This is a genomic window from Pseudomonas sp. GYB4201, assembly GCF_056312595.1.
Genome location: NZ_JBWGIG010000025.1, coordinates 91,892 through 98,637 on the forward strand (window position 1 = coordinate 91,892; position 6,746 = coordinate 98,637).

General features: G+C 62.5%; 8 protein-coding genes. 1 reads left to right on the forward strand and 7 read right to left on the reverse strand.

The genetic code is table 11. The features are described from left to right. Positions 1-21: 21 nt before the first annotated feature. The 7 genes from AC0Z2B_RS22045 to dacB form a co-directional block, all read right to left on the reverse strand. Positions 22-1,608, reverse strand: coding sequence for an ABC-F family ATPase (locus tag AC0Z2B_RS22045; RefSeq protein WP_416425390.1), 1,587 nt, complete (start codon positions 1,606-1,608; stop codon positions 22-24). Between the two features lie 228 nt (positions 1,609-1,836). Continuing rightward, the gene (locus AC0Z2B_RS22050; protein WP_476299403.1) at positions 1,837-1,980 is read right to left on the reverse strand and encodes a hypothetical protein; all 144 of its coding nucleotides are present in this window, start codon (positions 1,978-1,980) and stop codon (positions 1,837-1,839) included. A gap of 10 nt (positions 1,981-1,990) precedes the next feature. Beyond that, complete coding sequence (locus AC0Z2B_RS22055; RefSeq protein WP_476299405.1) at positions 1,991-2,431, reverse strand: type II toxin-antitoxin system YafO family toxin; 441 nt, start codon at positions 2,429-2,431, stop codon at positions 1,991-1,993. A gap of 8 nt (positions 2,432-2,439) precedes the next feature. Then, positions 2,440-2,955, reverse strand: a complete 516-nt coding sequence (locus AC0Z2B_RS22060) for a hypothetical protein (RefSeq protein WP_476299407.1) — start codon at positions 2,953-2,955, stop codon at positions 2,440-2,442. A 453-nt stretch (positions 2,956-3,408) separates the two neighbouring features. After that, a complete protein-coding gene (locus AC0Z2B_RS22065; RefSeq protein WP_476299409.1) occupies positions 3,409-3,735 on the reverse strand; it encodes a hypothetical protein in 327 nt (108 codons plus the stop codon). A 40-nt stretch (positions 3,736-3,775) separates the two neighbouring features. Further along, a complete protein-coding gene (locus tag AC0Z2B_RS22070; protein ID WP_476299411.1) occupies positions 3,776-4,477 on the reverse strand; it encodes an SOS response-associated peptidase in 702 nt (233 codons plus the stop codon). Between the two features lie 54 nt (positions 4,478-4,531). Next, entirely contained in the window at positions 4,532-5,995 is a 1,464-nt protein-coding gene (gene dacB / locus AC0Z2B_RS22075) for a D-alanyl-D-alanine carboxypeptidase/D-alanyl-D-alanine endopeptidase (protein ID WP_416425373.1), read from the reverse strand. A 230-nt stretch (positions 5,996-6,225) separates the two neighbouring features. Between dacB and AC0Z2B_RS22080 the strand changes: the two genes are divergently transcribed. Beyond that, positions 6,226-6,570 (forward strand): 50S ribosome-binding protein YggL, encoded by a 345-nt coding sequence (locus tag AC0Z2B_RS22080; RefSeq protein ID WP_473003295.1) that lies wholly within the window; start codon positions 6,226-6,228, stop codon positions 6,568-6,570. The last annotated feature ends 176 nt before the right edge of the window (positions 6,571-6,746 follow it).

The window sequence follows — 6,746 nt, forward strand, 5'->3', positions numbered from 1 at the left end:
CGTCCGGCCCTCAGGCGCCTATCAGAAGGTCACGCCCTGGCTGCGCAGGTAGTCGTCGTAGGTGCCGCTGAAGTCCACCACGCCGCTGTCGCTCAGCTCGATGATACGGGTGGCCAGGGACGACACGAACTCGCGGTCGTGGCTGACGAAAATCAGCGTGCCCGGGTAGTTCTCCAGCGCCAGGTTCAGCGCCTCGATGGATTCCATGTCCAGGTGGTTGGTCGGTTCGTCCATGATCAGCACGTTCGGCTTCTGCAGGATCAGCTTGCCGAACAGCATACGGCCTTGCTCACCACCGGAGATCACCTTCACCGACTTCTGGATCTCGTCGTTGGAGAACAGCATGCGGCCCAGGGTGCCACGGATCATCTGCTCGCCCTGGGTCCACTGGCCCATCCAGTCGAACAGGGTGACGTCGGCTTCGAAGTCGTGGGCGTGGTCCTGGGCGTAGTAGCCCAGCTCCGCGCTTTCAGTCCATTTCACGGTGCCGGCGTCCGGGGCCAGCTCGCCCACCAGGGTACGCAGCAGGGTGGTCTTGCCGATGCCGTTCGGGCCGATGATGGCCACGCGCTCGCCGGCTTCGACGGTGAAGCTGAAGTTCTTGAACAGGGTCTTGCCGTCGAAGCCCTTGGACACGTGTTCCAGGGTCACGGCCTGGCGGTGCAGCTTCTTGGTCTGCTCGAAGCGGATGAACGGGCTCACGCGGCTCGATGGCTTGACCTCGGCCAGCTGGATCTTGTCGATCTGCTTGGCGCGGGAGGTGGCCTGCTTGGCTTTCGAGGCGTTGGCCGAGAAGCGGCTGACGAAGGTCTGCAGCTCGGAGATCTGCGCCTTCTTCTTGGCGTTGTCGGCCAGCAGCTGTTCGCGCGACTGGGTGGCCGCGGTCATGTATTCGTCGTAGTTGCCCGGGAACAGGCGCAGCTCACCGTAGTCCAGGTCAGCCATGTGGGTGCACACGCTGTTGAGGAAGTGACGGTCGTGGGAAATGATGATCATGGTGCTGTTGCGCGCCGTGAGGATCGTTTCCAGCCAGCGGATGGTGTTGATGTCCAGGTGGTTGGTCGGTTCGTCGAGCAGCAGCACTTCCGGGTCCGAGAACAGCGCCTGGGCCAGCAGCACGCGCAGCTTCCAGCCTGGCGCCACTTCGGTCATCGGGCCGAAATGCTGTTCCAGGGGAATGCCCAGGCCCAGCAGCAGTTCACCGGCGCGGGATTCGGCGGTGTAGCCGTCCATTTCGGCGAACTCGGTTTCCAGCTCGGCCACGGCCATGCCGTCTTCTTCGCTCATTTCCGGCAGCGAGTAGATGCGATCGCGCTCGGCCTTGACCTTCCACAGCTCCTCGTGGCCCATGATCACGGTGTCGATCACGGTGAATTGCTCGTAGGCGAACTGGTCCTGGCGCAGTTTACCCAAGCGCACGTTCGGCTCCAGCATCACCTGGCCAGCCGACGGCTCCAGGTCGCCACCGAGGATTTTCATGAAGGTCGACTTGCCGCACCCGTTGGCGCCGATCAGGCCGTAGCGGTTGCCGTTGTTGAATTTGACCGAGACGTTCTCGAACAGCGGCTTGGCGCCGAACTGCATGGTGATGTTGGCTGTGGAGATCAAAAGACTTACCTATCAATAACTTGGGGCGCAAACGTCAACAGCAGCATCAAGCCGTGGGGCCGAGCTGCGGGAAGAGGAGTGCGGGAGTCATACCGGACGTTGCAGCCATTGTCTCACAGCTGGGACCTTGGGCGAAACGCAATCGCGCGGTGGCCGTGACGCGGCCTGGCGGCCGCTGCTACAAAGAACCGGGAGCAGCGGCCGCAGGCCGCGGCCGGCACACAGGCCTCAGACGAACGGCTGGGCGTTCGCGCTGCCGCGCGGCAGGCGGCAGGTGTTGGGCAGGGCGGTCAGGCGCTGGCGCCAGTTGGCGTGGAAGCAGAAGCCAGGCTTGGGCCGGCCCTCGTCGGTCCAGGTGCGCGGCGGAGACAAACAGTCGATTTTAGTTTTCGTCTCTCCAGTCCGAAGCCAGCTGAGATAAATATCGCATTACAGTTAAGCTTCGAGCGCTGCCATGTGCATCTGGATGGAAGAATGCCATCAAAAGGTACTCGTGCTCCTCTAGCTCACCTTGAACGTAGACCAGAGCAGCATCTTGGTCGGGACGCCCACGTGCACAGGTGCGGTCATACTGGCAAATGTCCTGACGGAATTCACCTGGGGGAAGCTTGATATGAATATGAGAGAGGTGGGCCTTCAGGACGAAGTGGGGTTCGGTGTAGGGCGCATCTCGACCGAAATACCGAGGGACTAGGTCACGTCCAGAATTGATGTAACTCTGGAAGTCGGCCAGCAGCCGGCTGGAAAGCCCCGGAAATTGGAGATCAACCGGCTTAAAATATTGTTCAAAGGTCGCAGGATGAAACGCAACTCTGCACGACATCGGCTTCCTTAGGCGGGTCCCGCCATGCGTTCCGATGTCATCTCGGCCAGCATTTTCAATCCATTGAAATCGATTTCAGTGTCAATATAGCTCGGAACTGTAGTCGCTTGCTTGTGAAGACTTTCAAGCTGAGTCAGCCTTCCGCGCAAGCTTGCAACTGTTCGGCGCAGAGCCATGTGGTCTGCGGCGAGTTCTGTAGGCGGCGTAGCGGCTTTCATGGACGCTTCCACTCCGCGGAGGACATGTAAAAGCTGCGTAGTCCTGGCGAATTCTTGATGGCGAACGGTGTCTCGCTTGAGCACCACACGTAAAAGCTTGGCGTAGTCGCCATCAAGTTCCTTGAAACCTTGGGTCAGCATGGCAAGATCCTTCTTGATGCTAGCTATCTCATCGTAATTCGCGCTTGTCTGATAGCACGAAGCATACCCGACAGAGGTCTGGGCATGGGCTTGAGCTTCGCCATAGCAACCAATCAGAGCCATAGCCGAGAACACCAGCTGCATAGCGTGATTGCGATTTTCCATGGTTGATTGCTCCAATCGTAGGTCCACATTCTGCGAGCGCTTCTCAGCGTGTTCACGCAGCTAAGAGTTTAGACTCCATCAGCGGGCCGAATTCATACCAATATTAAGCTAAAAGTAATCTCGTGTGGATGGCTTTGGGCGTCGTATTTGTCTACGTGGCATGTAGGAGAAGGCTTACATCGAGCGTAGGGTGGGATGGCCATAGTGACGCGCTGGGATGTCTCGGTGAATCCCGGCAAGGGCTTGCTCTATCTGGCTTGACGATTTTGAAAGGTAGCAGTCGGCCGAGCTGCGGGGAGAGGAGTGCGGGAGTCATACCGGACGTTGCGGCCATTGTCTCACAGCTGGGACCTTGGGCGAAACGCAATCGCGCGGTGGCCGTGACGCGGCCTGGCGGCCGCTGCTACAAAGAACCTGTAGCAGCGGCCGCAGGCCGCGTCCGGCACGCAGGCCTCAGACGAACGGCTGGGCGTTCGCGCTGCCGCGCGGCAGGCGGCAGGTGTTGGGCAGGGCGGTCAGGCGCTGGCGCCAGTTGGCGTGGAAGCAGAAGCCGGCCTTGGGCTGTGCCTTGGCGGCGGCCTGGGCCTGCATGCGCTGCTGGCGGATCTCGGCCAGCGAGGGGGTGGTGTTCTTCGCCGCCTTGGGCGCTGCATCGGTCTTGCCCAGGGATTTCAGGCAGGATTTGCAGGAAACTTCCTCAGGGTTCGCGCAGCTGACGACGTTGGGGGTGTTGCGGCCACAGGCGATGTCGCTGCCGTTCGGTGAGTAGTGTGTAACCAAACCGTGTTTCTCCAAGCATTTGAAATCAATGCTGATTTTCTCACAGAAAGAGGTCGCCTGCCGAGTCGGGCGTGCTCAACGGTGCAATCAGCCCGGGGCCTTCGTTGCGCACGTTGCCTACCTCGCGGCCCACGCGGTACCACTGGAAGTCAGCCACGGGGCGGCCTTCGTGGCGCACCAGAGCCTCGGCCTGGGCGGCGTCGAGCCCGGGGTCGAGCCAGGCGCGGGCGGCGTCGGGGGCCAGCACCACGGGGCGGCGGTCGTGGATGTCGACCATGCCCTGGTCGCTGGCGTCGGTGATGATGACGAAGCCGTCATGGTCGCCGTCCACCTGCGCAAGGCCGGCGAAAAACAGTGGCGCACCGTTGTTCAGGCGGATGAACAAGGGTTGCTTGAGCTTGGGTTGCGCCGGGTTTTTCACCCATTCGTACCAGCCGTCGGCGGGCACCAGCACGCGGCCGGATGGCCACAGGGCCTTGAAGAAGCGGCTGCTCGCGACGGTCTCGACGCGGGCATTGATAGGGGCGGGGCGCTTGTCGGCTGCCCAGGCCGGGGACCAGCCCCAGCGGGCAGTATCGATGTGCAGCCCTTGCCCGTCGGCGCGCAGCAGTGGCACCCGGGTGGTGGGCGCCACGTTGTAGCGCGCCGTGGCCGGCGGGTCGCCGTGCACGGCGCGGGTGATGAATTCCAGTTCCAGCAGGTACTGGTCCATCCGTGCTGCCTGTGAGAAACGTCCGCACATCGCCTGGGCCTCCTTTATGGAGTCAAGCGTAGCAGTGCGGCGCGTCGTTCACGCTCAGGGGTTCAGCGAGACACCCTGGCTGGCGCCCTTGGGCTGGCGATACAGGTCCAGCAGCGCCTGGTCCAGCACCGAGGAGGCGCCCCAGGGCTTAGGGTCATTGAGGATGGCGACGACTGCCCAGGTGTTGCCGTTGTCGTCGCGGCTGAAGCCGGCGATGGCGCGCACGGTGTTCAGGGTGCCGGTCTTGACGTGGCCTTCGCCGGCCAGCGCGGTGGTTTTCAGGCGCTTGCGCATGGTGCCGTCGGTGCCGATGATCGGCAGCGAGCTCATGAACTCGGCGGCGTAGGGGCTTTTCCAGGCCACTTGCAGCATGGTCGCCAGCTCGCGGGCGCTGACGCGCTCGCCACGGGACAGGCCCGAGCCGTTCTCCATCACCAGGTGGCTGGCGGGGATGCCCTTGCGCGCCATCCAGGCGCGGATCACGCGTTGGGCGGCCTTGGCGTCGTCAGCGTCGGCATCGGTGCGGTAGCGCGCGCCGATGGTCAGGAACAGCTGCTGGGCCATGGTGTTGTTGCTGTATTTGTTGATGTCGCGAATGATCTCCGCAAGGTCCGGCGAGAACGCCCGGGCGAGCAGCTTGGCGTCCTTGGGCACCACGGCTTCGCGGTCGCGGCCGGCGATGCTGCCGCCCAGCTCGTTCCAGATTGCGCGCACGGCGCCGGCGGTGTAGGTGGGGTGGTCGAGCAGCGACAGGTAGGTCTGCGAGCTGCAGCCTTCGCCCAGGTTGCCGCTGACCACCACGCTGATGCCGTCCGGCGCGGTCACCGGGTTGTAGCGTACGTCGCCGCCGCAGTCCTTGCTGGCCAGGGCCTTGACCTGGTTGTCGACGTGGATGCTGGCGATCGGCGGTTCCACCGACACCGACACCTTGCCGCCGTCGTTGCGGGCCACGAAGCGCAAGGCCTTGAGGTTGACCATCAGCGCGTCCGGGCGCACCAGGAACGGCGCGTTCTCGTCGCCGCCGTCGTCGTCGAACACCGGCAGGGTCGGCTGGATGAAGTAGCTGCGGTCCAGCACCAGGTCGCCGGTGACCTGCTGCACGCCGTTGGCGCGCAGGTCACGCATCAGCAGCCAGAGCTTTTCCATGTTCAGCTTGGGGTCGCCGCCGCCCTTGAGGTACAGGTTGCCGTGCAGCACGCCGTTGCTCAGGGTGCCGTCGGTGTAGAACTCGGTCTTCCACTGGTAGTTGGGGCCCAGCAGTTCCAGGGCGGCGAAGGTGGTGATGGTCTTCATCGTGGAGGCCGGGTTCACCGACACGTCGGCGTTGAACACCGTGGGGGTGCCGGGGCCGTTGAGCGGCACCATCACCAGCGACAGCGAGTTGTCGCCGATCTTGCTGGTCTTCAACGCCTGGGCCACCTTGGGCGGCAGGGTGGTGTTGAGCGCGGCGGCGTGGGCGGGCAGGGCCAGGGGCAGCATGAGACCTGCGAGCAGAAGGGGGCGGAACGATTTGATCATGACGAAAAAGACCCTGCGGGCGAGGGGTGAAAAAATGAGGGCACGAAAAGATGAAGGCCCCCGGACATAAAAGTGTCGGCATTATGCCCCAAGCTTTTAGTGCGTTGGCCCGGGCTGACCGCTAATTCATGTTTTTTTCGACGCTTGGGCGCGTTTGGCCGCAGGAAACGGGGCAGGCGGCCGCCGAAACTGGTAAAGTGCCGCGCGTTAATACTCAAGAGGATTGTTTCATGGCCACTAACCGTTCCCGCCGTCTGCGCAAAAAACTCTGCGTGGATGAATTCCAGGAGCTGGGTTTCGAACTGAACCTGGGCTTCAAGGAAGACCTGGACGACCAGGCAATCGACGCTTTCCTCGACGCCTTCCTGGCTGAAGCCATGGACGCCAACGGCCTGGACTACGTCGGTACCGATGACGTGGGCCTGGTGTGCACCGTTCAGCGTGGCTCGGTCAACGAAGAGCAACGCGCTGCCGTTGAAGCCTGGCTCAAGGGCCGCGACGAGCTGACCACCATTGAAGTCAGCCCGCTGCTGGACGCCTGGTACCCGGAAAAGCCGATCAACCCGGTCGCCTGATCCGAGTCAACGAAAAAGCCGCTGCCAGCCAGCGGCTTTTTTGTGCCTGGTGTCCCGTCCTGAATAAGGTTTACACCTTCTGACCAATCCTCAGGAGGAATCAATGGATTCAGGCAAAAGGCGGAGTCAGCGCGATTACACGCTAGCCTTTAAATTGTCGGTCGTAGACCAGGTCG